22 protein-coding genes are annotated in these 21,643 nt (G+C 62.9%); 18 read left to right on the top strand and 4 right to left on the bottom strand.

Going from position 1 to position 21,643, the window contains the following annotated elements; genetic code table 11:
- The first annotated feature begins 121 nt into the window (after positions 1–121).
- Positions 122–2,035: a 1-deoxy-D-xylulose-5-phosphate synthase gene (dxs, locus tag AC07FD_RS03510; RefSeq protein ID WP_478348666.1), complete on the top strand. Its 1,914-nt coding sequence runs from the start codon at positions 122–124 to the stop codon at positions 2,033–2,035.
- Positions 2,036–2,183: 148 nt separating this feature from the next.
- Positions 2,184–2,477 carry a hypothetical protein gene (locus tag AC07FD_RS03505; RefSeq protein WP_478348665.1) on the top strand — a complete coding sequence of 98 codons (294 nt, stop codon included), beginning with the start codon at positions 2,184–2,186 and terminating at the stop codon, positions 2,475–2,477.
- Between the two features lie 29 nt (positions 2,478–2,506).
- On the opposite strand, the gene AC07FD_RS03500 is transcribed toward AC07FD_RS03505, so the two are convergent.
- Positions 2,507–2,908, bottom strand: a complete 402-nt coding sequence (locus AC07FD_RS03500) for a GFA family protein (protein ID WP_478348664.1) — start codon at positions 2,906–2,908, stop codon at positions 2,507–2,509.
- A 169-nt stretch (positions 2,909–3,077) separates the two neighbouring features.
- Here AC07FD_RS03500 and AC07FD_RS03495 point away from each other — a divergent pair, with 169 nt between their 5' ends.
- The 3 genes from AC07FD_RS03495 (at position 3,078) to AC07FD_RS03485 (ending at position 7,656) form a co-directional block, all read left to right on the top strand.
- The gene (locus tag AC07FD_RS03495; RefSeq protein ID WP_478348663.1) at positions 3,078–3,842 is read left to right on the top strand and encodes a TlyA family RNA methyltransferase; all 765 of its coding nucleotides are present in this window, start codon (positions 3,078–3,080) and stop codon (positions 3,840–3,842) included.
- Positions 3,839–5,080, top strand: a complete 1,242-nt coding sequence (locus AC07FD_RS03490; RefSeq protein WP_478348662.1) for a class I SAM-dependent RNA methyltransferase — start codon at positions 3,839–3,841, stop codon at positions 5,078–5,080. Before AC07FD_RS03495 ends, AC07FD_RS03490 begins: the two co-directional genes overlap by 4 nt.
- A gap of 185 nt (positions 5,081–5,265) precedes the next feature.
- Complete coding sequence (locus AC07FD_RS03485; protein ID WP_478348661.1) at positions 5,266–7,656, top strand: caspase family protein; 2,391 nt, start codon at positions 5,266–5,268, stop codon at positions 7,654–7,656.
- An 82-nt stretch (positions 7,657–7,738) separates the two neighbouring features.
- Here the strand turns inward: AC07FD_RS03485 and AC07FD_RS03480 are convergent, their stop codons facing one another.
- The 3 genes from AC07FD_RS03480 to AC07FD_RS03470 form a co-directional block, all read right to left on the bottom strand.
- Positions 7,739–8,431: a transglutaminase-like cysteine peptidase gene (locus tag AC07FD_RS03480; RefSeq protein ID WP_478348660.1), complete on the bottom strand. Its 693-nt coding sequence runs from the start codon at positions 8,429–8,431 to the stop codon at positions 7,739–7,741.
- A 302-nt stretch (positions 8,432–8,733) separates the two neighbouring features.
- Complete coding sequence (gene tldD / locus AC07FD_RS03475; RefSeq protein ID WP_478348659.1) at positions 8,734–10,146, bottom strand: metalloprotease TldD; 1,413 nt, start codon at positions 10,144–10,146, stop codon at positions 8,734–8,736.
- A gap of 261 nt (positions 10,147–10,407) precedes the next feature.
- On the bottom strand, positions 10,408–11,013 hold the full coding sequence (locus tag AC07FD_RS03470; protein WP_477307372.1) for an invasion associated locus B family protein: 606 nt from the start codon (positions 11,011–11,013) through the stop codon (positions 10,408–10,410).
- Between the two features lie 375 nt (positions 11,014–11,388).
- Between AC07FD_RS03470 and coxB the strand changes: the two genes are divergently transcribed.
- The 13 genes from coxB (at position 11,389) to AC07FD_RS03405 (ending at position 21,636) form a co-directional block, all read left to right on the top strand.
- Positions 11,389–12,255, top strand: coding sequence for a cytochrome c oxidase subunit II (gene coxB, locus AC07FD_RS03465; protein ID WP_478348658.1), 867 nt, complete (start codon positions 11,389–11,391; stop codon positions 12,253–12,255).
- A gap of 38 nt (positions 12,256–12,293) precedes the next feature.
- Positions 12,294–13,946 (top strand): cytochrome c oxidase subunit I, encoded by a 1,653-nt coding sequence (gene ctaD / locus AC07FD_RS03460; RefSeq protein WP_111546010.1) that lies wholly within the window; start codon positions 12,294–12,296, stop codon positions 13,944–13,946.
- Positions 13,947–14,023: 77 nt separating this feature from the next.
- A complete protein-coding gene (locus AC07FD_RS03455; RefSeq protein ID WP_478348657.1) occupies positions 14,024–14,968 on the top strand; it encodes a heme o synthase in 945 nt (314 codons plus the stop codon).
- A 2-nt stretch (positions 14,969–14,970) separates the two neighbouring features.
- Positions 14,971–15,129 carry a hypothetical protein gene (locus AC07FD_RS03450; RefSeq protein ID WP_095091991.1) on the top strand — a complete coding sequence of 53 codons (159 nt, stop codon included), beginning with the start codon at positions 14,971–14,973 and terminating at the stop codon, positions 15,127–15,129.
- 7 nt (positions 15,130–15,136) lie between these two features.
- Positions 15,137–15,760, top strand: a complete 624-nt coding sequence (locus tag AC07FD_RS03445) for a cytochrome c oxidase assembly protein (RefSeq protein ID WP_095091934.1) — start codon at positions 15,137–15,139, stop codon at positions 15,758–15,760.
- 1 nt (position 15,761) lies between these two features.
- On the top strand, positions 15,762–16,643 hold the full coding sequence (locus AC07FD_RS03440; RefSeq protein WP_478348656.1) for a cytochrome c oxidase subunit 3: 882 nt from the start codon (positions 15,762–15,764) through the stop codon (positions 16,641–16,643).
- Between the two features lie 138 nt (positions 16,644–16,781).
- Positions 16,782–17,273 (top strand): L,D-transpeptidase family protein, encoded by a 492-nt coding sequence (locus tag AC07FD_RS03435; protein ID WP_478348655.1) that lies wholly within the window; start codon positions 16,782–16,784, stop codon positions 17,271–17,273.
- 3 nt (positions 17,274–17,276) lie between these two features.
- Positions 17,277–17,663 (top strand): DUF983 domain-containing protein, encoded by a 387-nt coding sequence (locus tag AC07FD_RS03430; RefSeq protein WP_095091936.1) that lies wholly within the window; start codon positions 17,277–17,279, stop codon positions 17,661–17,663.
- The gene (locus tag AC07FD_RS03425) at positions 17,660–18,415 is read left to right on the top strand and encodes an SURF1 family protein (RefSeq protein ID WP_478348654.1); all 756 of its coding nucleotides are present in this window, start codon (positions 17,660–17,662) and stop codon (positions 18,413–18,415) included. The genes AC07FD_RS03430 and AC07FD_RS03425 overlap by 4 nt, the downstream gene beginning before the upstream one ends.
- Before the next feature lie 79 nt (positions 18,416–18,494).
- The gene (ispH, locus tag AC07FD_RS03420; RefSeq protein WP_478348653.1) at positions 18,495–19,505 is read left to right on the top strand and encodes a 4-hydroxy-3-methylbut-2-enyl diphosphate reductase; all 1,011 of its coding nucleotides are present in this window, start codon (positions 18,495–18,497) and stop codon (positions 19,503–19,505) included.
- Positions 19,506–19,510: 5 nt separating this feature from the next.
- Positions 19,511–20,473: a homoserine kinase gene (locus tag AC07FD_RS03415; RefSeq protein WP_478348652.1), complete on the top strand. Its 963-nt coding sequence runs from the start codon at positions 19,511–19,513 to the stop codon at positions 20,471–20,473.
- Positions 20,470–21,000, top strand: a complete 531-nt coding sequence (gene rnhA / locus AC07FD_RS03410; RefSeq protein WP_478348651.1) for a ribonuclease HI — start codon at positions 20,470–20,472, stop codon at positions 20,998–21,000. The genes AC07FD_RS03415 and rnhA overlap by 4 nt, the downstream gene beginning before the upstream one ends.
- Positions 21,001–21,033: 33 nt before the next feature.
- Positions 21,034–21,636, top strand: a complete 603-nt coding sequence (locus AC07FD_RS03405) for a histidine phosphatase family protein (protein ID WP_478348650.1) — start codon at positions 21,034–21,036, stop codon at positions 21,634–21,636.
- The last annotated feature ends 7 nt before the right edge of the window (positions 21,637–21,643 follow it).

Here is a 21,643-nt window from a genome sequence, read left to right as displayed (position 1 = left end):
TGGGAGAACGACATGCATAAGGCAAAGACCTAAAGCCTGATCCGCGTCACTGACACGCATTTACTTTCGCCGGCCGCCGGCCTATCTCGCCCATGAACAGAAAGCCTGAGTAGGCCTACCCTTGAACGCAACGCCGCATACGCCCCTTCTCGACAAGGTCCGCATCCCGGCCGACCTGCGCACGCTTGCCGAGAGTGAATTGCCGCAACTGGCATCTGAGCTTCGTGCCGAACTGATCGACGCGGTGTCCCACACCGGCGGCCATCTTGGCGCCGGCCTTGGCGTGGTCGAGCTGACAGTCGCGCTGCATTATGTCTTCAACACCCCGGATGACCGGCTGATCTGGGATGTCGGCCACCAGGCCTATCCGCACAAGATTCTGACCGGCCGTCGCGACCGTATCCGCACCTTGCGCCAGGAAGGAGGCCTGTCCGGCTTCACCCGCCGCGCCGAGAGCGAATACGATCCCTTCGGTGCCGCTCACTCCTCGACATCGATATCGGCCGGCCTCGGCATGGCCGCCGCCCGCGATCTCTCCGGCGGCCGCAACAACGTCATCGCCGTCATCGGCGATGGTGCCATGTCGGCCGGCATGGCATACGAGGCGATGAACAATGCCGGCGCGCTCGATGCCCGGCTGATCGTCATCCTCAACGACAACGACATGTCGATTGCGCCGCCGACCGGCGCGATGAGCGCCTATCTGGCGCGTCTGGCCTCGGGCAAGACCTATGTCGGCCTGCGCGACTTCGGCAAGAAACTGACCTCTTATCTCGGCAAGCGTGCCGACCGTGCGATCACCCGGGCGGTCGAGCATGCACGCGGCTACGTCACCGGCGGCACGCTGTTCGAGGAGCTCGGCTTCTATCACATCGGCCCGATCGACGGTCACAATCTCGAGCATCTGATCCCGGTCCTGAAGAACGTCCGCGACAATGGCGAAGGCCCGGTGCTGATCCATGTCGTCACCCAGAAGGGCAAGGGCTACGCGCCGGCCGAAGCCGCCGCCGACAAGTATCACGGTGTCAACAAATTCGATGTCATCACCGGTGCGCAGGCCAAGGCGCCGGCCAACGCGCCGGCCTACACCAAGGTGTTCGCCGAGAGCCTGGTTAGGGAAGGCCGCGAGGACGACCGCATCGTCGCCGTCACCGCCGCCATGCCGAGCGGCACCGGCCTTGACCTGTTCGGTGAAGCATTTCCCTCGCGGATCTTCGATGTCGGCATCGCCGAACAGCACGCGGTGACCTTCGCCGCCGGCCTCGCCACCGAAGGCTACAAGCCGTTCGCCGCGATCTATTCGACCTTCCTGCAGCGCGCCTACGACCAGGTCGTTCACGACGTCGCCATCCAGAAATTGCCGGTGCGCTTTCCCATCGACCGCGCCGGCTTCGTCGGTGCCGATGGCGCCACCCATTGCGGCGCCTTCGACACCACATTCCTGGCGACATTGCCGGGTTTCGTGGTGATGGCAGCAGCAGACGAGGCGGAACTGCGCCACATGGTGCGCACCGCGGCAAGCTACGATGACGGTCCGATCGCCTTCCGCTATCCGCGCGGCAACGGCGTTGGCGTCGACATGCCGGAGCGCGGCGCGGTGCTCGAAATCGGCAAGGGCCGTATCGTCAGGGAAGGCACCAAGGTCGCACTCCTGTCCTTCGGCACGCGGCTACAGGATTGCCTGATCGCCGCCGAGGAGCTTGGCGCGGCCGGGCTTTCCACCACGGTCGCCGATGCCCGTTTCGCCAAGCCGCTCGATGAGGATCTGATCCGCCGGCTGGCCCGCTCGCACGAGGTTCTGGTGACAGTGGAAGAGGGCGCCGTCGGCGGCTTCGCCAGCCATGTGCTGCAGTTCCTGGCCCATGAGGGCTTGCTGGAAAGTGGCCTGAAGGTGCGCCCGCTGGTGCTGCCCGACGCGTTCACCGATCACGCAAAGCCGGAAAAGATGTATGCCGATGCCGGGCTGGATGCCGCCGGCATCGTACGCACCGTGTTCATTGCCCTCGGCCATACAGCCCGCGCCCAGCGCGCCTGAATCAAAATCTCAAGGGCTTGAATCAGTTTGCCGGCTTGATGCCTTAACGCATTGTTAACGCTACCGTTTGGCGCTTTGCTTACCGTGTCTCTTGGCCGTTTTTCAACGGCGCCCTGCTAGATCGTGACCAGGCAGGGAGACAAAAACAATGAGAACGCTTCTATGCGGCGTGGCGCTTTCAGCGGTCATCGTCGCGCCGGTCGCCGCCGAAACGCGCTATGATCGCAGCCTTGAAAAGGCGGCCATGGGCATCATCGCTGGCAAGATGGGCGATATCCGCGGCGGCTTTTCCTACAAGCAGGTGCCGCAGCTGGTTGTCCTGCCGGACCCTGTGCCTGCGCCTGCGCCTGCGACCGAGCATCCGGGTGAGCAGGCTTCGGGAAATCGGGATGACGGTTTGTCTCCGGCCGTCGATCGCCGGGTTTCGCGAACCATTTTCTAGAGCATGCCGCCGTCCAATCGTGGCGCGCTTTAGAACCACATGTCGCGCACGCAGCGGCCATCGCGCGGCAGGTCGTCGTAAGTGTCGAGGCCATCGAAATGGTCGATCGGCAAGTCGGCGACGGCCTCCGGCGGCGCAAGCCTTACATTGACGGCGATTCGAGTTTGGCCGGTGGCGCTGGAGCGCAAGCCACGCCAGGCGAGCACGCAAGCGCAATTGGGACAAAACAGGATCTCAAGCGAGGGCGCATCCTTTCCGGTGCGCGTGTAGCTTTTCATCGGTCCCGCGACGCGGATGCGTTCGTCGACATAGTCGTAAGCCCAGAGCGCGCCATAGCGACGGCAAAGCGTGCAACTGCACGCGGTGACCGGACCGGGATCACCCTCCAGGGTCCAGTGGGTCGCACCACAGTGGCAGGTTCCTGTCAGCATTCGTCCTTCCTCGTTCGGACAGTACGGCGCTCCTGCTTGGTATTGTGCCGGGCCGATGCGATGCTCGCAAGCGGCGCAGCGGCTTGAAGTGTTCGCATGCTTTCGAACGATGTTCCTTGTCCCGCCCCAATATCCTTGCCTTCGCGACCGGCTTTCGCCATGAAGGCCAATGAACTCGCCTCTGCCAGCCAGCCCCCGCCAGCGGCTCGACGACCTGCTCGTCCAGCGGGGCCTTTTTGCCAGCCGTTCGCGCGCCCGCGACGCGGTCGAGCGTGGCACGGTGATGGTGGACGGCGTCATAGCCCGCAAGCCCGGCCAGAACGTTTCGCCGCAATGCCTGATCGCCATCGATGATCCGGCGCAGGGCTATGTGTCGCGTGCGGCGCTGAAACTGATCGGTGGGCTCGACCATTTCGGCCTCGATCCCGCCGGCCGCGAGGCGCTCGACATCGGCGCCTCGACCGGCGGCTTCACCCAGGTGCTGCTCGAGCGCGGCGCGGCCCACGTCACCGCCATCGATGTCGGGCATGGCCAGATGCATGCCGATATCGGCGGCGATCCGCGCGTAACTGTCATCGAGGGCCTGAACGCGCGCGATCTCACAGCCGATGATCTGGCCGGCCGGATCCCGGATTTCGTCGTTTCCGACGTCAGTTTCATTTCGCTGAAACTGGCGCTGCCGCCGGCGCTTGGCCTTGCGAAGGCTGGTGCCGGTGCCATGTTTCTGGTCAAGCCGCAATTCGAGGCCGGCCGCGAAGCGATCGGCAAGGGCGGCCTGTTGAAGGATCCCTACGACGCCGCCCGTGTCGCCGGCCTGCTGCAGGATTGGCTGGACACTGTTCCAGGCTGGCGTTCGCTGGGCCTGCATTTGTCGCCGATCGAAGGCGGCGACGGTAATCGCGAATTCCTGCTCGGTGGGATCAAGGATCGATGAGCGCGCGATTCAGCATCAGGAAACTTGGCGCCCAGGGCGACGGCATCGCCGAGACCGAGAGCGGCGATCTGTTCATTCCCTTCACACTACCCGGCGAGGTCGTCACCGCCGCGCGCGAAAAAGACCGCGCCACGCTGATGGCAGTGCTGGAGGCTTCGCCGCTGCGCATCGATCCCGCCTGCCGCCATTTCACCGAATGCGGCGGTTGCGCGCTCCAGCATTTCGAAGCCGCAGCCTATCGCCAATGGAAACGCGAAAAGGTGGTGCACGCGCTGAAGGGCAAGGGCATCGATTGCGACATCGGCGAACTGGTCGCCTGCGCGCCGCACACGCGCCGCCGCGTCGTGCTCGCCGCGCGGCGCACCGATACTGGCATGCTGCTCGGCTTCAATCGCCATCTGTCGCCGGAAATCATCTCGATATCGGAATGCCCGATCTCGCTGCCCGAGATCGTCAGCGCGTTCGATCGGCTGAAGGCGCTCGCCGAACTGGTGTGCGCCACCACCAAATCGTTCCGGCTGGCGGTCACCGTGACCGGGTCGGGCCTTGACGTCGCAGTCTACGAGTCCGGCAACCTGGGCGAACACCAGCGTCGGATCGCCTCCAACTTCGTATTGGCTCAGGGATTTGCCAGGCTGTCCATCGATGACGAGATCATCATCGAGCCAAGGAAGCCTGTGGTCATGTTCGGCAATGTCGCCGTCGCCGTGCCGCCGGGCGCCTTCCTGCAAGCGACCGAGGCCGCCGAACAGACCATGGCCGATATCGTCGGCGGACATCTGAAGCGCGCCAAGAAGGTCGCCGATCTGTTCGCCGGTTGCGGCAGCTTTGCCTTGCGGCTGGCAGCGAAGTCGGAAGTCCATGCGGTCGAAGGCGATGCGGCAGCCCTTTCGGCGCTTGACCGGGGCTCGCGCTTCGCGACCGGCCTGAAGCGGGTGACGGGCGAGCGCCGCGACCTGTTCCGCCGGCCGCTGACCTTCAAGGAATTGAATGGCTTCGACGGCCTGATGTTCGACCCGCCCCGCGCCGGCGCCGAGGACCAGTCGAAGCAGATCGCACGCTCGGACGTTCCGTTTGTCGCGGCCGTATCCTGCAATCCGGTCACGCTGGCTCGCGACCTGCGAATCCTGCTCGACGGCGGCTACACCTTGAAAAGCGTGACGCCGATCGACCAGTTCCTGTGGTCGCCGCATGTCGAGGCGGTGGCGCTACTGGAGAAGCCGAAACGAAGGCGGTAGCGCTGTTCGCATTTCCCTCGGCTCACGCGCGAACCAAAATGATCACATTTTCTTGAGGTTTCCGCGTCGGGCGGGTTTGCCGAAATCGCGCCGCGAAGCCGCCTCTTTGCGCCCGTCTATTTTGGAAATCACTGGACGAAGGAACCATCCTGCTCCATCACCGTTTCCATACTTGGTGGCCAGAAATGCGGACGCTCCAGAAATTCCTAGGCTTCTTCCTCCTCTTCATTTTCGTGGCCGCTTCGGTGACCGGTGCCCTCGCGCAGAGCGAAAAACGCCTCGCTTTCGTCATCGGCAATGCGGCCTATCCGTCTAGTGCGCTGGCGACGCCCGCCAATGATGCCGGGCTGATCGGCCAGACCTTGCAGGCAGCAGGGTTCGATGTTGTCGGTGCCCGCGACGTCGACCAGGAATCGCTGCGCGGCGCGCTACGCGATTTCCTTGGCAAGGTTTCTGCTGCCGGTCCCGACGCGGTGGTCTTCATCTATCTCGCCGGCCATGGCGTACAGTTCGAAGGCGAGAATTACTTCTTGCCTGTCGATGCCCAGATCGCCAATCCAACCGACGTCCCGCTTCAGGGGATGCGGCTCTCCGATGTCACCAAGTCGTTGGCTGGACTGCCGACGAAGGTCAATATCGTCGTGCTCGATGCGGGGCGGCCGAATGCATTCCAGCAGACGAACCAGCCGCTGGCCGGAGGTCTTGCACTGGTCGATCCCGATCCGAACATGCTTGTTGCGTTCAATGCCGCCCCGGGTACGGTCGCGCCTGAAGGCAAAGGTCCATACGGTGCCTATGCCCAGGCGCTGGCGGAGATGATGCGCGAAGGCGGCCTGCCGCTTGACGATGTCTTCGATCGCACGCGCCTGCGCGTCAACGAGGTGACCCAGGGCGCGGAAGTTCCGTGGAGCGCCTCAAAGATCACGGCGCCCTTCGTCTTCTTCGACCGGGCTCCGGACGCGCCCGCGCCCAGGGTCTCGGAGGCTGAGTCCCAAGCCAACCGGACCAGAGAGATCCGCGACTTCGACGCCCGCGACGCCTATGTCGCGGCCCTCGACCGCGACACGCTCAGCGGTTACGAGGATTTCGTCGGCGCCTACCCGCGCGATCCAATGGCCAAGCGCGTGCGTGCCATCATCGCTGCTCGGCGCGAAGCAATCACTTGGCGCGAAACCTGGCTCCGGGACATCCCGGAAGCCTACTGGTCCTACCTCGATCGCTATCCGCACGGCCCGCATGCCTGGGATGCCCGCCGCCGGCTGGAGCATTTCGATGCAGCGCTGGAGCCGCCGGAGGATTTTGCCGTCTATGACTACGACGTGCCGCCGCCGCCACCGGAAGAGATCATCTATGTCGACCGGCCCGTGCTCTATTTCGACGATCCCGATTTCGACTTTGAGCCACCACCGCCTGTCGCGGTGATCTTCCTGCCGCCGCCTCCGCCGGATTTTGTCGTGTTGGCGCCGCCGCGGCCGGCAGTCGATGTCTTTGTCCTGCCGGTGCCGGTCTTCGTGCCGGTGCCGGTGTGGGTCAACCCGCCGCACAACATTGCGCCGCCGCCCGACAACGTCATCTTCAACAACATCCACAACACGACCGTCATCAACAACACGACGATCAATACCGAGAACAATCAGGCAGGGCAGGGCGGCGGCGGCCTCACCACCGGCCAGAAGCTGACCGGCGCCGCGGTTGGACTGGGCTCGGCAGCGCTTGCGACCAAGGTGGCGCTGCCGCCGCTGCTGCATAAGAAGGCCGTGCTCTCTAACCAGAACCCTGCCGCTCCGGGCAAACTCGGCCAGGGTGTGACGCAAGGCCGGCAGCCCCCCGACGCAAAGCCGGTCTCGAAGACGCTCTCAACTGATCACACCCTGCCGGGAGCGAACGGCAAGACGCTGCCACTCGTCAACGGCAAACCGCCGGTGCTCAACGGCCAGAATTTGCCAAACAACAAGTCCAAGAAGCTGCTTGGCAAGCAAGGCACCTCGGGCGGCAACCAGCAGGCTACGGGAAATGCCGGCGCTGCCGTTACCGGACAGGGCAATGGCCAGCAGAACGGAGCCGGCAATGGGCAGGGCAAGAACGGCAAGCTCAACAAGCTGCCGACCGTCAACGGTGCACCGGCCGGGCAGCGCCCGAACGTGCAGGAGAGGATCAAGAAGAACAGTCCAGCCGTCTTTTCCGACCAGGGTGGCGGCAAGCCGAAGAAGCTGACGCGCAAGGATCTGTCCGCCGGCCAGGCCGTTGTCGTCGGACCGAGCGATCAGGCTCCGGGAAACGGGAACAAGAAGTTCCGCAAGCCGCAGAACGGCGGTGGAGGCTCCGCCGGCCCGCAAGTCAACGTCCAGCGGAATTTCAAGGTCAACAAGCCGAACGAGAATCCGCAGCGCCAACTCAAGCTGCAGGAGAAGCCGAACGTGAAGGTGTTCTCCAAGCCGCAGAAGCCGGAGTTCCACGCTCAGCCCAGGCCCCAGGTCCAGGAGCGGCGTCCGCCGCAACAGCCCAATCAGCAGCCGCCGCGAGGCAACAAGAAGCCTGCCTGCGGACACCCGGGCGAGCCTCCATGCAAGCAGTAGGCAGGAGTGAGCCAGGGGTTGCCCGCCGGTCGCCGGGCACCGAACCTTCAAAAAGCTGAAGCGCTCTGGTCTGGCAGGCCGCTCAGTCTACGAGCTTGGAAACATTCGTAAGGGTTTTCGACGTGCCGCCCCGTTGGTTGATCGACACCCATGTGTTCGGGTTCTGCTGGGACTGGCGTTTGAGGAAGTAATAGCCCGTCGCATTCCAAGGCCTGATCTCATCGACCAGATTGTCCAGCACAAGATCGCCCTTGTCGGTTTTCACCGTCAGGATGGTGTGGCCTTCATTGTCTAGGTCGCGCACCACGGTCATCAGCAGCGCCTGCCGGGGGAATCCCGCCTCCAGAAGAAGCTTGCGCTTGTAGAGGGCGTAGATCTTGCAGTCGCCCTTGCCGTCCACGGGGTAATCCCAGTGGTCCTCCATCGTGCCCCAGTGGTCGAAATTGCTGACGGGTTTGATGGAGTTGTTCGCCTTCTGATTTATCCGCTCGAGGATGCGCAGGTTCTGCGCTGTAAGCTTGACATTCGCGGCCGGCAGAGCGGGCACCTTGCACTCTTTTGGTCGGCGATGGCAGAAATCGACCCAACCGTAGGGGACACTGGTGCTTGCACCGACGTTGGCAGAGCGCAGCCCTTGCAGGGAAGATTGCGTCGATCGCGACTTGAACAATGTCGACTGTGCTTCTGCCGGGCTGGCTTGCAGCGATGTCGCACCGATCAACGAAACCAAGCCAAGCAGGAAAGACGAAGTCAGGACGCCGGAGACATGCCGCATTGCCGAAACACCACCGCAACAAGGAAGCTGGTGCTGCGTTCGTGCGCAAAAGGCAGCCCAGGCAGTTAGAGACTTAATAATCTCCTAACGTGGATTGTGTTCGCTTCAAAGGTGCCGAAAGGGATTCGGGTGGAAAGCGTCGTCTCTGGCCCAGACCTCCACAGAGTCGAGCAACGATGCGGCACCTGATTACGCCGAAATGCCGGCGCCTGTCAGGATGAAGATTTTGGCTCTGGGGCATGGTCGGCTGCACCCCGGAAAACATCGCTTGGACGGCGATGTTTCTGGGATATGCCGATCATTCAAACCCGCGTGCCGCCCACGGTCATCTGGTTCATCCTGAGATGCGGCTGTCCGACGCCGACCGGGACGCCCTGACCGGCCTTGCCGCACATGCCGATGCCGGTATCGAGCTTCATGTCGTTGCCGATCATGGAAACGCGGTGCATGGCGTCCGGCCCGTTGCCGATCAGCATCGCGCCCTTGATCGGCTGCGTCACCTTGCCGTTCTCGATCATGTAGGCCTCGGTGCAGCCGAACACGAACTTGCCCGAGGTGATGTCGACCTGACCGCCGCCGAAGGAGACGGCATAAATACCGTTCTTGACCGAGGCGATGATTTCGTCCGGCTCCATGTCACCCGCCGTCATGAAGGTGTTGGTCATGCGCGGCATCGGCTGGTGGGCATAGCCTTCGCGCCGGCCGTTGCCGGTGGCATTCATGCCCATCAACCGGGCGTTCTGGCGATCCTGCATGTAGCCGACCAGTTTGCCGTCCTCGATCAACACGTTGCGCGCCGTCGGGGTCCCTTCATCGTCGACGGTGAGCGACCCGCGCCGCTCCGGCATCGTGCCGTCGTCGACGACTGTCACTCCCTTGGCGGCGACCTGCTGGCCCATCAGGCCGGCGAAAGCCGAGGTCTTCTTGCGGTTGAAGTCACCTTCGAGCCCATGGCCGACGGCCTCGTGCAGCATGACGCCTGGCCAGCCGCTGGACAGGACGATGTCGAAGGTGCCGGCCGGCGCCGGTATGGCCTCGAGATTGACCAGCGCTTGCCTCAGCGCCTCCTTGGCGGCGTGCTTCCAGCTGTCCTCGACAAGGAAATCGCCGAAGGCCTTGCGTCCGCCCATGCCGTAGGAGCCGCTCTCCTGGCGGTCGCCATCGCCGACGACGACAGAGACGTGGACACGGACCTGCGGGCGGATATCGCGCACCACCTGGCCATCGGCGCGCACGATCTCGACATGCTGCCAGGATGAGGACAGCGAGGCCGAAACCTGGCGCACGCGCGCATCCTCGGCGCGCAACCAGGCGTCGATTTCCTGCAGCAGCTTTGCCTTGACCTCGAAGGAGGGCGAAGGGATCGGATTCTCCTCGCCATAGAGATGGCGGTTGGTGCGGGCCGGCGCCGCGGCCAGCGTGCCGGAATAGCCGCCCTTGACGGTTGAAACAGCGTCGGCGGCGCGCAGCAGCGAGGCCTCGGAAAGGTCGCTGGAATGGGCATAGCCGCTGGCTTCGCCGGCGACGGCGCGCAGGCCAAACCCCTGGTCGGTGTTGAAGTTGGCCGTCTTTAGCCGACCGTTGTCGAACATCAGCGCTTCGCTCTCGCTGTATTCGAGAAACAGTTCGCCGTCGTCGGCGCCACTGATGGTCTCAGTGACGATCTGCTTGATGCGATCGTCTGAAATGTCGAATTGGCCGATCAGGCTGTTCATGGCGCGTCCGTTCACAGGAGGAATGCTTCTTTGCCACGATGTAGGCGCGAAGAGGCGCCGAGACAATCGCCCCGCCGCATTGTGAAGACAAATGCGATCGTCGTCGACAGCCCGTCAGGATGGATGTCAGCTTCCTTGGCGGCATCACCACGGCCAACCTTGAGGAACATTTCTCGAACTGGGGTTCAATGGCCAGTGACATCGACGACTTCATCAACCAAAAGTGACGTCGACGTTGGATCCGTCGCAAGTGCCGAGCTCTCAGGGCAGGGCGGCGAAACCGTCGGCGAAACCCTTGAGGTCGACGGGGATGCCGATGCCTTCTTCCGGGGTCTGGAAGACGATGAAGGTGGCCGACGTGCCGGTCTTCAGCGTGTCGAGCAGCGGCTTTTCGAGAATGACTTCGGCATAGCAGCCATCCTGGAAGCAGCGCACGAAATAGGCGCGCCCGATGTCCTTGCCGTCGACGTTGAGGCCGAGCCCGTTGGGCAAAAGCACGCCGAGCGGCGCCAGCACGCGCAGGATCTCAGCCTTGTTGTCAGCGGTGCGCAGCACGACCACCGACAGCCCCATCTCGGGACGGTCCTCGGCGACGACGTTCTGCATCATCACGCACTGCTCGGAGGTGGCGCCGGCCGGCGTGTCGCAGATGATCGACCACGCGCCATGCGTCGAGCGGACGGTGCCGCTCGGCTGCGCGGCATTGGCCTGGCTGGACAAGCCGACAACGGGCTGGCCGATAACGGACGGGCCGATTGCGGACAACGCGGCGAGAAAGATGACCTTCGCCAAGATTCTCGAAAGCGCCAAGATTCTTGAAAGCGCCAAGATTCCCAAAAGCGCAAGTCTCGAAAGCCAAGAGTTCATGACGGCTCCATTGCGAATCACGGCACTTTAAGCCGCGCCAAAGCCAAGTAAAGGACGAGACCGCAACCGGTCTGCCCCGAAACAGCCAATACGGCGCTTTTCTTAGCCAATTTCGCCCGAATTGCGACGGTCGGCACGCCCGGCCCGCAGGAATGTGGCCATGGCCGATCATATGCGATTCGGGACCGTTGCCGCTGCCTTGAAAGGCACATCCGGGCTTGCGCGCAAAAATGCCGCACGGTTTCGCCCGCTCCTTTCTTGCGGAGGGAAAAAGAGTATGGTTTGAACCACCTTGAGACTGTTGGGATTCCCGTCCCGGCATTGTTCGATATTCTCGTGGGCACAGCCTCGAGGAACTGGGAGACGATGAGGGCGATGAGAAAATTCCTAGCAGGCGCAAGTGCCGCTGCCACGTTTTTCGCCGGCGCATCCGCCCATGCCGATCAGCCCAGGGACTGGGAGACCGGCTTCCAGGCGCCGGCGACCGATATGATGCGGCAGATCGAGTGGTTCGGGAACTACACGATGTGGTTCATCGTCCCGATCACCATACTGGTGCTGTGTCTGCTCGCCTATTGCATCTTCAAATTCCGGGCGAGCGTGAACCCGGTTCCTTCCAAGACCAGCCACAACACGCTGATCGAGGTGATCTGGACCGTCGGCCCGGTCGTTATCCTGCTCTGCATCGCCATTCCTTCGTTCCAGTTGCTGACCGCGCAATACACGCCGCCGGAAGACGCAAAGCTGACCGTCAAGGCGACCGGCAACCAGTGGAACTGGGACTACGAATACCAGACCGAGAACACGATTTCCTTCAACTCCGCGATCCTGCAGGAAGGCGACCGGGCAGGTGCCGGCAAGGAAGATCGCAAGATCTATCCACGCCTGCTCGCCGTCGACAACGAGATGGTCGTGCCGGTCAACACCATGACCCGCGTCCTGGTGACCGCCACGGACGTGATCCACTCGTTCGCCATGCCGTCCTTCGGCATCAAGATTGACGCGGTTCCCGGTCGCATCAACGAGACCTGGTTCAAGGCCGACAAGGAAGGCCTCTACTACGGCCAGTGCTCGCAGCTCTGCGGCAAGGATCACGCTTTCATGCCGATCGCCATCCGCGTCGTCTCCGACGCGCAATTCAAAAGCTGGCTGGCGGAAGCCAAGACAAACCTGCCCGGGGCCAACAAGGCGCTGATGGCTGAGGTCGACGGCCAGAACAAGGTAGCGGCCGCCGGCAACTGATGCCGCGGCCAATAAAAGATCAGGGAACGGAGCGGAACATGGCAGGCGCTGCAGCTCACGACGACCACGACCACAAGCCGTATCACGGCTGGGTCCGGTGGGTGTACTCCACCAACCACAAGGACATCGGCACGCTCTATCTGATATTTGCCATCTTCGCCGGCATCGTCGGCGGTGCCTTGTCGGTCGCCATTCGCATGGAGTTGCAGGAGCCGGGGATCCAGATTTTCAGCGGCCTCGCGCAGATGGTCTACGGCATGAACGGTGACGCCGCGATCGACGGCGGCAAGAGCATGTACAATGCCTTCGCCACCGCGCACGCGCTGATCATGATCTTCTTCATGGTCATGCCGGCCCTGATCGGCGGTTTTGCCAACTGGATGGTGCCGATCATGATCGGTGCGCCTGACATGGCCTTCCCGCGCATGAACAACATCTCTTTCTGGCTGCTGCCGCCGGCCTTTCTGCTTCTGATCGCCTCGGCCTTCATGCCGAGCGCGCCTGGCGCCTATGGCGTCGGTGGCGGCTGGACGCTTTATCCGCCGCTGTCGACTTCGGGCCAGCCCGGGCCGGCGATGGATCTGGCGATCCTGTCGATCCATATTGCCGGTGCCTCGTCGATCCTTGGCGCCATCAATTTCATTACCACCATCTTCAACATGCGCGCGCCCGGCATGACGATGCACAAGATGCCGCTGTTCGCCTGGTCGGTGCTGGTCACCGCCTTCCTGCTGCTGTTGTCGCTCCCGGTGCTTGCCGGCGGCATCACCATGCTTCTGACGGACCGCAACTTCGGCACGACGTTCTTCGCGCCCGACGGCGGCGGCGATCCGATCCTGTTCCAGCACCTGTTCTGGTTCTTCGGCCATCCCGAAGTCTACATCCTGATCCTGCCGGGCTTCGGCATCATCAGCCACATCGTCTCGACCTTCTCGAAGAAGCCGGTGTTCGGCTACCTCGGCATGGCCTACGCGATGGTCGCCATCGGTGCGGTCGGCTTCATCGTCTGGGCCCACCACATGTACACGACCGGCCTGTCGCTCGACACGCAGCGCTATTTCGTCTTCGCCACGATGGTCATCGCGGTGCCGACGGGCGTGAAGATCTTCTCCTGGATCGCCACGATGTGGGGTGGATCGATTTCGCTGAAGCCGCCGATGCTGTGGGCCCTGGGCTTCATCTTCCTGTTCACGATTGGCGGCGTCACCGGCGTCCAGCTGGCCAATGCGGGTCTCGACCGCTCGCTGCACGACACCTATTTCGTGATCGCGCACTTCCACTACGTGCTGTCGCTGGGCGCGGTCTTCGCCATCTTCGCCGGCTGGTACTACTGGTTCCCGAAGATGACCGGCTACATGTATTCCTTCGCCATCGCCAACACCCATTTCTGGGTCACCTTCGTCGGCGTCAACCTGATCTTCTTTCCGCAGCATTTCCTCGGCCTTGCCGGCATGCCGCGCCGCACCATCGACTATCCCGACGCGTTTGCCGGCTGGAACATGGTGTCGTCCTACGGCTCGTATATCTCGGCCGTCGGCGTGGCGATCTTCCTCTACGGCGTGTTCGAGGCTTTCCAGAAGAAGCGGGTCGCCGGTGCCAATCCGTGGGGCGAAGGCGCCACGACACTGGAATGGCAGCTGCCTTCGCCGCCGCCCTTCCACCAGTGGGAGCAGCTGCCGAAGATCAAGTAAGGCGGCAGCCTCCATGGAATCGAAACCGTCGGCCTGCCGGCGGTTTTGGCCAAACGGAACGATGGACTTGAGTACGCATGGCCCTAGTCGACGAAACCAGCATTGACGAAGCGGGCTTCCGCATGTCGGAAGCGACGGCGGGCGATTTCTTCGCCCTACTGAAGCCGCGCGTCATGTCGCTGGTGGTGTTTACCGCCTTCGTCGGATTGGTCGCGGCTCCGGTGACCATCAATCCGTTGTTGGCGGTGATCGCCATCCTGTCGATCGCCATCGGCGCCGGGGCGTCCGGCGCGCTCAACATGTGGTACGATGCCGACATCGACGCTGTGATGACGCGCACCGCCTCTCGTCCGGTGCCGGCCGGCCGCATCCGGCCGGGCGAAGCGCTGAGTTTCGGGCTGGTGCTGTCGGTGCTGTCGGTGATGACGCTGGGCGTGCTGGTCAACTGGCTGTCGGCGACGCTGCTGGCCTTCACGATCTTCTTCTATGCCGTCGTCTATACGATGTGGCTCAAGCGCTGGACGCCGCAGAACATCGTCATCGGCGGCGCCGCCGGTGCCATTCCGCCTGTTATCGGCTGGGCCGCGGTAACCGGAAGCGTCAGCCTGGAAAGCTTTGTCCTGTTCCTGATCATCTTCCTGTGGACTCCGCCGCATTTCTGGGCGCTGGCGCTGTTCAAGTCCGAAGACTATGCCCGCGCCGGCATTCCGATGATGCCGAACGTCGCCGGCCAGGCTTCGACCCGTCGCCAGATCTTCGTCTATGCGCTGCTGCTGGCGCCGGTCGGCGTGCTGCCATGGATCCTGGGCTACACCACGCCGGTCTATGGTGTGGCCGCCGTGCTGCTTGGGTTGGGTTTTGTCTGGTACGCGTGGAAAGTGCTCGGCATGACCAACGATGACCGCGTGATGAAGCCGGCCAAGGCCTTGTTCGCCTATTCGCTGCTCTATCTCTTCGCCATTTTCGCCGCCTATCTCGCCGACAGCGTCGTCGAGCGCGCGCTTGCCATGGGTGGAGCATGACCATGATCGAAGAAAAGCTCGAGCTGGTCACGCTGACCGAGCGGCAGAGGAAAGCCAGACGCAATCGTTCTGTCGCCATAGGCCTGGCGCTGGCGGTGCTGGTGATCATTTTCTACATCGCGACGATCGTGAAATTCGGTCATCACCCCGGCTCGATGTGAGAACACAATGAGCCAGGTGACCGCCAGCAGGAAGAACACCAACCGCGTCGTCGCGTTTGTCTGCCTTGCCTTCTTCGGCGGCATGATCGGCATGGCCTATGCCGCAGTGCCGCTCTACAAGATGTTCTGCCAGGCGACGGGCTATGGCGGCACCACGCGGCGCGCCACGCAGCAATACGCGAACCGGGTGCTCGACCGCGACATCGTTGTCCGTTTCGACGCCAACATCGCTGGCGTGCCCTGGGATTTCCAGCCGGTCGATCGTTCGATGACGATGAAGATCGGCGAGACCGTGCAGGCGCACTATCAGGCCACCAACAAGTTCGATCGCCCCGTTACCGGCCGCGCCACCTTCAATGTGCAGCCGGAACTGGCGGGGCCCTACTTCAACAAGGTCGAGTGTTTCTGCTTCACCGATACGACTTTGAAGCCCGGCGAGACGCTGGACATGCCGGTCGTGTTCTATGTGGATCCCGATATCGTAAATGTACCGGAACTGAAGGACGTGAAGACAATCACCCTGTCCTATACGATGTTCCCGGTCGAGAAGAGCAAGCCGGTCGCGTCATCAGTGCCGGTCCAAGGCAGCAGCAAGACAATTTCGAATACCGAAGCAAATCTCGGGGGTTGATATGGCAGACGCGCACGCAAAACCACACCATGACTACCATCTCGTCGACCCGAGCCCGTGGCCGTTCCTGGGGTCCATCGGCGCGCTGGTGACCGCAATCGGCGGTGTCTGCCTGATGCAGTATCTCAAGGCCGGCGACTTCCCGATCTTCGGCTTCAACATCGCCAATCCGTGGCTGTTCTTCATCGGCCTGGCGATCGTCCTCTACACCATGTTCGCCTGGTGGTCGGACACGATCAAGGAAGCGCATGAGGGCCATCACACGCGTGTCGTGTCGCTGCATCTGCGCTATGGCATGATCATGTTCATCGCCTCCGAGGTGATGTTCTTCGTCGCCTGGTTCTGGGCCTACTTCGACGCCAGCCTGTTTCCGGGCGAGGTGCAGCAATACGCCCGCACCGCGTTTACCGGCGGTGTCTGGCCGCCGAAGGGCATGGAGGTTCTCGATCCCTTCCACCTGCCGCTCTACAACACCATCATCCTGCTGCTGTCGGGCACCACGGTCACCTGGGCGCACCATTCGCTCATCCACGGCAATCGCAAGGGGCTGATCAACGGCCTGGTGCTGACCGTCGGCCTCGGCATGCTGTTCACCATGGTGCAGGCCTACGAGTACATTCATGCTCCGTTCGCCTTCAAGGATTCCATCTACGGCGCTACCTTCTTCATGGCGACCGGCTTCCATGGCTTCCACGTCATCATCGGCACCATCTTCCTCTTGGTCTGCCTGCTCAGGGCGATGAAGGGTGATTTCACCCCCAAGCAGCATTTCGGCTTCGAGGCGGCCGCCTGGTATTGGCACTTCGTCGACGTTGTCTGGCTGTTCCTGTTCTCAGCGATCTATGTCTGGGGATCGGCCGGCGCGGTTATCGAAGCCCACTGATTTCGACCTGAGCAAAACAAAGGGATAGAGCCCATCCCGATTCATCGGGATGGAACAGGCTCCAGGGATAAAAGAAGGCGGCCGCGGCGACGTGGCCGCCTTCTTCATTTCGGCGCAATGATCGCCGATCGATGGCCGATGCGGCTAACTCTTCTCTGTGCCATTTACGCGTGCATGATCGCCACAGCGCCGGCCCTTGCTGGCGAGAAAGTCGATCTGGTGCGTGTCGGCAAGTCGGACCGGCGGCTGGAACTGATTGGCGGCGGCAAGGTCCTGCGAAGCTACAGCATCGCGCTCGGCGGCGATCCGCTTGGCCACAAGCACCAGGAGGGCGATCAACGCACACCGGAGGGGCGCTATGTCCTCGACTGGCGCAACCCGAACAGCATCGCTCACAAGTCGATCCATATTTCCTATCCCAATGCCGACGATCTGGCCGCCGCGAAGACACGCAGTGTCGATGCGGGAGGCATGATCATGATCCACCGCCAGCCAAACGGTTTCGGCTGGTGGGGCTGGCTGCTTCAATTGGTCGACTGGACCGACGGCTGCATTGCGGTTACGGACTCCGACATGGACGAAATCTGGGCAATGGTGGCCGATGGGACGCCGATCGAGATCGAGCGGTAAGCAATGAGCGACGACAAGGCGATCTGGCCGCCCATCGATCCGATCTCGGCCGGCTTGCACGGCCGCTGCCCTCGCTGCGGCGAGGGGCAGCTGTTTTCCGGCTTCCTCACCGTTGGCAAGCGCTGCACCAATTGCGGCCTCGACTATTCCTACGCCGATGCCGGCGACGGACCGGCGGTCTTCGTCATCCTGATCATCGGTTTCATCATCGTCGGCCTGGCGCTCTGGGTCGAAGTGACGCTCAGCCCGCCGCTCTGGCTGCATCTGCTGCTCTGGATTCCTCTGGCTGTTGCGCTGTGCCTGACGGCGCTTCGGCTGATCAAGGGCGTGCTGCTCACACTGCAATACCGCAACAAGGCGGCCGAGGGCCGGCTGGATCGCGGCGAATGAGCGAGGCATCCGTTAGAGCTGGAGGCCGCTCGCGGCCAAGGACGGCATTGCTGCTTGGCCTTGGCCTGGTGCTGTTTTTGATCCTGCTGGCGCTCGGCACCTGGCAGGTCCAGCGTCTGCACTGGAAGGAAGGTCTGCTGCAGACCATCGATCAGCGTACGCACTCGGCACCGCAGCCGCTCGCCGAGGTCGAAAGGGAATTCGCCTCGACCGGGGACGTCGACTATACGCCGGTGACCGTCAGCGGCACCTTCCTGCATTCCGGCGAACGGCATTTCTATGCCACCTGGGAAGGCGACGCCGGCTTCAATGTCTACACGCCGCTGGCCCTCGACGATGGCCGCTTCGTGCTGATCAATCGCGGCTTTGTACCCTACGATCTCAAGGATGTCGGCAAGCGCGCCAAGGGGCAGGTGACGGGCAAGGTGACGGTCACCGGCCTCGCCCGCAATCCGCTGCCGGCAAAACCGTCGATGATGCTTCCCGACAACGACGTGGCGAAGAACATCTTCTACTGGAAGGACCGCGACGCGATGGCGGCGAGCGCCGGGCTGCCGGCGGGCGCCACGCTGGTGCCGATCTTCATCGACGCTGACAAGACGCCAAATCCGGGCGGCTTGCCGGTCGGCGGCGTCACCATCATCGACCTGCCGAACAGCCATCTGCAATATGCGATGACTTGGTATGGCCTCGCCGCCGCACTCGCCGCAGTGCTCATTCTGCGGCTTCGCCGCCCCTTGAAAGAGGAATGAAGGCGACCGCCGTCCCCTTGCACTTGACAGGGCAGGGGTAGGCACCTCATTTCGGCTTTGATCAACCGGCCAGGATTTAATGCTTCAGACAACCACCAAGCCCCCCCTGACGATCCGGCTCTGCCAGCCGCGCGGCTTTTGCGCCGGCGTCGACCGCGCCATCCAGATCGTCGTGCTGGCGCTGAAGAAATATGGCGCGCCGGTCTATGTTCGCCATGAGATCGTGCACAATCGCTACGTCGTCGAGGGACTGCAAAGCCTTGGTGCCGTCTTCATCGAAGAGCTCTCCGAGATTCCCGCCGAACATCGGCAGTCGCCGGTCGTGTTCTCGGCGCATGGCGTGCCGAAATCGGTGCCGGCGGACGCGCAGGCGCGCAACCTCTTCTATCTCGACGCCACGTGCCCGCTGGTCTCGAAGGTCCACAAGCAGGCGATGCGCCACCAGCGACTTGGCCGCCATGTGCTGCTGATCGGCCATGCCGGACACCCGGAGGTGATCGGCACCATGGGCCAGCTGCCGGACGGCACGGTGACGCTGATCGAGACCGAGGCTGATGCCGCCAAGCTTTCGCCTGCCGATCCGCAGGCGCTTGGCTTCGTTACCCAGACCACGCTGTCGGTCGAAGACACCGCCGGCATCATCCGCGCCTTGCAGGATCGTTTTCCGCAATTGCATGCCCCGGCGGCGGAATCGATCTGCTATGCCACCACCAACCGCCAGGAGGCGGTCAAGGAGACCGCGGCCGGCGCTGATCTCTACCTGATCGTCGGCGCGCCCAATTCCTCCAATTCACGGCGTCTTGTGGAAGTGGCGGAGCGTGCCGGCGCCTCGATGTCGCTTCTCGTGCAGCGCGCCGCCGAGATTCCGTGGAATGACATCGCCGGCATCTCGACGCTTGGCCTGTCGGCTGGAGCGTCGGCGCCGGAGATCATTGTCGACGAGATCATCGACGCGTTCCGCCAGCGCTTCGACGTCACGATCGACCTGGCCGTCACGGCCACGGAAACGGAGGATTTTCCGGTCATGCGGGTACTGCGCGATGTCGAACTGACGCGAGCCGACATGGCTTTCGTCAATGGAGCCGCGTAAGGCATATGGCGGTCTACACCGACGTTGCCGAGGGCGAACTCGGCGCATTCCTGAAGCACTATCCGGTCGGTAATCTTCTGTCCTACAAGGGCATCGCCGAAGGCACCGAGAACTCGAACTTCCTGCTGCACACCTCCAGCGGCTCGTACATCCTCACGCTCTATGAAAAGCGCGTCGACAAGGCGGATCTGCCGTTTTTCCTCGGTCTGATGGGCCATCTCGCCAAAAAAGGCGTCACTTGCCCGCTGCCGGTGACCGCGCATGACGGCAGCGTCATCGGCACGCTCGCCGGCCGGCCGGCGGTCATCATCACATTCCTCGAAGGGCTTTCACTGCGGCGGCCGACATCGACGCATTGCGGCGAGGTCGGCAAGGCCCTGGCGGCCCTGCATCTGGCCGGAGCCGATTTCTCGATGACGCGCCCGAACGCGCTCGCCATCGACGGCTGGCGCAAGCTTTGGAACGCCGCCCGCGACCGCGCCAACGAGGTTGAGCCGGGCCTTGCGGCCGAGGTCGATGCCGACTTTGGCGACTTCGAGCGGAACTGGCCGAAGGACCTTCCCCAAGGCATCATCCATGCCGATCTTTTCCCGGACAATGTCTTCTTTCTCGGCGAGAAGCTTTCCGGCCTGATCGACTTCTATTTCGCCTGTGACGACCTCTACGCCTACGATGTCGCCACCTGCCTCAACGCCTGGTGCTTCGAGAAGGATTTTTCCTTCAACCTGACCAAGGGCAAGGCATTGCTGGCCGGCTATCAGAGCGTGCGTCCCCTGAGCGACCAGGAAAAGGCGGCGCTGCCGATGCTGGCGCGCGGCTCGGCGCTACGCTTCATGCTGACCCGGCTCTACGACTGGTTGACCGTTCCCAATGGCGGGCTGGTGATGAAACGCGATCCGACCGAATATATCCGCAGGATGCGATTCCATCGGGCGATCAGGTCTCCTTCGGAATATGGATTGGCATGAGCAAACACGTTGAGATCTTCACCGACGGCGCCTGTTCGGGCAATCCCGGCCCTGGCGGCTGGGGCGCGATCCTGCGCTTCAACGGCACCACCAAGGAGCTTTCCGGCGGCGAGGCGGAGACCACCAACAATCGCATGGAGCTTCTCGCCGCCATCTCGGCGCTGAATGCGTTGAAGGAACCCTGCACGGTCGACCTTCACACCGACAGCAAATACGTCATGGACGGCATTTCCAAGTGGATCCACGGCTGGAAGAAGAACGGCTGGAAGACCGCCGACAAGAAGCCGGTCAAGAACGGTGAGCTCTGGCAAGCGCTGGATGAGGCCAACAGACGTCACAAGGTGACCTGGAACTGGGTCAAGGGCCACGCCGGCCATGCCGAGAACGAGCGCGCCGACGAACTCGCGCGTGAAGGCATGGCGCCGTTCAAGAAAGGCCCGGTCAAGCCCGCTGCTGCGCCGAAGCCAGCTGCGCAGGCAAAACAGCCGGTAGCAGCGAAGGCGCGGCGCTCGACCCAGAGTTATTGAACCCCGGGAGCGAGGCGGCTCCTAGGCAGGAAGATGTCTATCGTGCCGATCCTCCACTATGTCACCCATCCCCAGGTTCAGGTCGATGCCAACATTCCCGTGCCGGAATGGGGGCTATCCGACATTGGACGGGCGAGAGCGGTTGCGATGCTCGACCAGCCCTGGGTTGGGTCGATCCGGCGCATCGTGTCGTCGGCTGAACGCAAGGCGCTGGAAACCGCCGAAATCCTTGCGACGCATCTTGGTCTTGCCACCGAGGTGAGGGAAAGGACGCATGAGAATGACCGCTCCGCGACGGGGTTCTTGCCGCCACCGGAGTTCGAAGCGGTCGCGGACCAGTTCTTCGCCAACCCTCATGACAGCATTCGTGGATGGGAGCGGGCCATCGATGCCCAGCATCGCATCGTGAGCGAGGTCGACGCTGTGCTCGGCGCCGCCGACCCGAGCGACATTGCCTTTGTGGGCCATGGCGGCGTCGGAACGCTGCTGCTGCTCGCCCTCAGCGGTCGTCAAATCAGCCGCGAAGCGGATCAGCCGGCGGGCGGCGGCAACCACTTCGCCTACGATGTCGGAGCACACCGCGTTGTCCACGGATGGCAGCCGATCGACGTGCCGGTGCAGCGTCGCGACGATTAACTTCGGT

Source organism: Mesorhizobium waitakense (genome assembly GCF_056431085.1).
This window is presented reverse-complemented; position numbering and strand designations above follow the sequence as displayed.

What these genes read in the sequence shown, in the direction of transcription:
- ispH (WP_478348653.1), top strand. Translation starts at nt 18,495, where the DNA reads ATGCTTCAGACAACCACCAAGCCCCCCCTGACGATCCGGCTCTGCCAG.
- AC07FD_RS03445 (WP_095091934.1), top strand. Translation starts at nt 15,137, where the DNA reads ATGAGCCAGGTGACCGCCAGCAGGAAGAACACCAACCGCGTCGTCGCG.
- AC07FD_RS03455 (WP_478348657.1), top strand. Translation starts at nt 14,024, where the DNA reads ATGGCCCTAGTCGACGAAACCAGCATTGACGAAGCGGGCTTCCGCATG.
- tldD (WP_478348659.1), bottom strand. Translation starts at nt 10,146, where the DNA reads ATGAACAGCCTGATCGGCCAATTCGACATTTCAGACGATCGCATCAAG.
- AC07FD_RS03500 (WP_478348664.1), bottom strand. Translation starts at nt 2,908, where the DNA reads ATGCTGACAGGAACCTGCCACTGTGGTGCGACCCACTGGACCCTGGAG.
- rnhA (WP_478348651.1), top strand. Translation starts at nt 20,470, where the DNA reads ATGAGCAAACACGTTGAGATCTTCACCGACGGCGCCTGTTCGGGCAAT.
- AC07FD_RS03405 (WP_478348650.1), top strand. Translation starts at nt 21,034, where the DNA reads ATGTCTATCGTGCCGATCCTCCACTATGTCACCCATCCCCAGGTTCAG.
- AC07FD_RS03430 (WP_095091936.1), top strand. Translation starts at nt 17,277, where the DNA reads ATGAGCGACGACAAGGCGATCTGGCCGCCCATCGATCCGATCTCGGCC.
- AC07FD_RS03425 (WP_478348654.1), top strand. Translation starts at nt 17,660, where the DNA reads ATGAGCGAGGCATCCGTTAGAGCTGGAGGCCGCTCGCGGCCAAGGACG.
- AC07FD_RS03480 (WP_478348660.1), bottom strand. Translation starts at nt 8,431, where the DNA reads ATGCGGCATGTCTCCGGCGTCCTGACTTCGTCTTTCCTGCTTGGCTTG.
- AC07FD_RS03505 (WP_478348665.1), top strand. Translation starts at nt 2,184, where the DNA reads ATGAGAACGCTTCTATGCGGCGTGGCGCTTTCAGCGGTCATCGTCGCG.
- AC07FD_RS03490 (WP_478348662.1), top strand. Translation starts at nt 3,839, where the DNA reads ATGAGCGCGCGATTCAGCATCAGGAAACTTGGCGCCCAGGGCGACGGC.
- AC07FD_RS03415 (WP_478348652.1), top strand. Translation starts at nt 19,511, where the DNA reads ATGGCGGTCTACACCGACGTTGCCGAGGGCGAACTCGGCGCATTCCTG.
- AC07FD_RS03435 (WP_478348655.1), top strand. Translation starts at nt 16,782, where the DNA reads ATGCGGCTAACTCTTCTCTGTGCCATTTACGCGTGCATGATCGCCACA.
- AC07FD_RS03485 (WP_478348661.1), top strand. Translation starts at nt 5,266, where the DNA reads ATGCGGACGCTCCAGAAATTCCTAGGCTTCTTCCTCCTCTTCATTTTC.
- coxB (WP_478348658.1), top strand. Translation starts at nt 11,389, where the DNA reads ATGAGAAAATTCCTAGCAGGCGCAAGTGCCGCTGCCACGTTTTTCGCC.
- ctaD (WP_111546010.1), top strand. Translation starts at nt 12,294, where the DNA reads ATGGCAGGCGCTGCAGCTCACGACGACCACGACCACAAGCCGTATCAC.
- AC07FD_RS03495 (WP_478348663.1), top strand. Translation starts at nt 3,078, where the DNA reads ATGAACTCGCCTCTGCCAGCCAGCCCCCGCCAGCGGCTCGACGACCTG.
- AC07FD_RS03470 (WP_477307372.1), bottom strand. Translation starts at nt 11,013, where the DNA reads ATGAACTCTTGGCTTTCGAGACTTGCGCTTTTGGGAATCTTGGCGCTT.
- AC07FD_RS03450 (WP_095091991.1), top strand. Translation starts at nt 14,971, where the DNA reads ATGATCGAAGAAAAGCTCGAGCTGGTCACGCTGACCGAGCGGCAGAGG.
- AC07FD_RS03440 (WP_478348656.1), top strand. Translation starts at nt 15,762, where the DNA reads ATGGCAGACGCGCACGCAAAACCACACCATGACTACCATCTCGTCGAC.